The sequence below is a fragment of the Streptomyces sp. NPDC005574 genome (genome assembly GCF_040605435.1).
In the GTDB taxonomy this organism is placed as follows: domain Bacteria; phylum Actinomycetota; class Actinomycetes; order Streptomycetales; family Streptomycetaceae; genus Streptomyces.
This window is the reverse complement of record NZ_JBEXCW010000300.1, coordinates 1-1,732: the sequence shown is the minus strand read 5'-3', so window position 1 is coordinate 1,732 and position 1,732 is coordinate 1. Positions and strand designations below refer to the sequence as shown.

2 protein-coding genes and 1 pseudogene are annotated in these 1,732 nt (G+C 67.7%); 1 reads left to right on the top strand and 2 read right to left on the bottom strand.

Annotation, left to right across the window (positions count from 1 at the left end):
- Positions 1–210 (top strand): hypothetical protein (locus ABZT03_RS44320; RefSeq protein WP_356049998.1); only part of this gene is annotated, 210 nt, incomplete at its 5' end.
- Between the two features lie 67 nt (positions 211–277).
- Here the strand turns inward: ABZT03_RS44320 and ABZT03_RS44315 are convergent.
- Positions 278–892 (bottom strand): EamA family transporter, encoded by a 615-nt coding sequence (locus ABZT03_RS44315; RefSeq protein ID WP_356049996.1) that lies wholly within the window; start codon positions 890–892, stop codon positions 278–280.
- Positions 893–1,135: 243 nt separating this feature from the next.
- Positions 1,136–1,462, bottom strand: a pseudogene (locus ABZT03_RS44310) (transposase); the annotation flags it as partial.
- Positions 1,463–1,732 lie beyond the last annotated feature (270 nt).

Sequence of the window (1,732 nt, the reverse complement as noted above, 5' to 3'; positions counted from 1 at the left end):
GCGCGGGCCAGTTTGATCTTCACACACCAGACAACTCGCGCGGCCTTCCCCATGTCCCCGTACGTGACCAAGATCAATCGCGGGGCAGCCCGTAACACACCCTCAACGACCCGCTGCCCCAACAAGTTGACAACGCCCTCCTTCCAGCTCCCGGACCTGATTGGCGGCCTGCGGCCCCTGCGCGACCCGGACGCCACCGACGAGGGGTGACCGCGGCACAGCGCAGTCCGCTCTGCTCCGGTCCCAATGCCTGCCTGGGACCGGAGCAGAACAGTGCCTACCGTCCCCGGCGCCCGGCGCCGACGGGAGCGGTCAGGAGGACCAGGCCCAGGACGAGGACGGCCAGGCCGCACCAGGAGGCGGGCGGCAGGCGTTCACCCAGGACGGTGACGCCCAGGACCGCTGCGACGGCGGGCTCGGCCAGGGTCAGGGTGGTGGCCACCGACGCGGGGGTGCGGCGCAGGCCGTGTCCGAAGAGGCGGTAGGCCAGGTAGACGGTGAACAGGGCGAGGTGCAGGGCCACCGCCGCGCCGCGGGCGGTGGCGAGCCAGTGCGTGCTGGTGGACAGCACGAGCGGCAGGACCAGCAGCCCTGCCGCGCCGAACATCACGCCCATCACCGAGTCCGAGGGGTGCCCGCTCGTGATGAGCTTGCCGCCGATTAGCGAGTACACGGCGTAGGACAGGCCCGCGCATGCGGCGAGCGCGATACCCGTCATATCCGCGGGCATCGCGTGTCCGGTGAGCTCGGGGCCCAGAACCAGCAGGGTGCAGCCCAGCACGGCGGCTGCAGTGGCACCGGTCCAGCGTGCGGTCGGCCGGGCACCGCCGGTGCTCCAGGACAGCAGTCCGGTGAAGACCGGCGCGCTGCCCAGCGCTATCACGGTGGCCACAGCCACGCCGCTGCGGGCCACGGCCGGGTAGAAGGTGACTGGACACCTTCTGCTGATACCCGATCAGATCACCTCAGCCGCTGAATATCCGAGGTCGACAGCAGCCACCTGGACACCCGGCACGCCTCCCGCTACAGGCAACGGCTGCCCGATCGTCACGCTCATACCTGAACTAACGCGGAGTCCCCCCGACAGTCACCGCCCATCACGCCCAACGCTCAGACGTATCGTGCGGTCGCGCCCCTCAAGAGCGTCCATGACCTCCCTGCCGATGCCTATCCCTGCTGCGTCGTTGTGGGCGCGAGCGGTGGTGGAATCTACGCTGACCGGGGATAGGTCCGCCTGCCTCCGGCGGGCGGCCTCGACAATCACGCTTTCGAGGAGAGCCGAGAAGACTCCGGCGTCCCTCCAGACACGAAAGCGCCCGTAGACCGTCGGCCATGGTCCGAACTCGGAGGGCATCTCACGCCACTGGGCGCTGGACCGGAACCGCCAGATCATCCCCTCGAACTGTTCCCGCAGCCGCTCGGGGTACGGACTGTACTCGCCTATAGGCAGGTACGGCTCGATGAACTCCCATTACTCGTCGGTGAGTTGCCTACGTGTCACACCCAGCGTCCTACCAGGTCCCGCCACCGCACAGGACCAGAACCCGAGAATGATCACGACTTCACGCAGGCACTAACGCGGCCAGCCCTCTTCTGCGGCGCTCTGCACTGATCATGTCGTCCCCCTTGTCCTGCATCAATGGTCATGAGTTAATGATCTACGTGTGATGATCTTCGGGTGGAGCGAGTTGAGGGTGGGGCCGCGAGGCGGTTGACGGATGACGTGTCGATC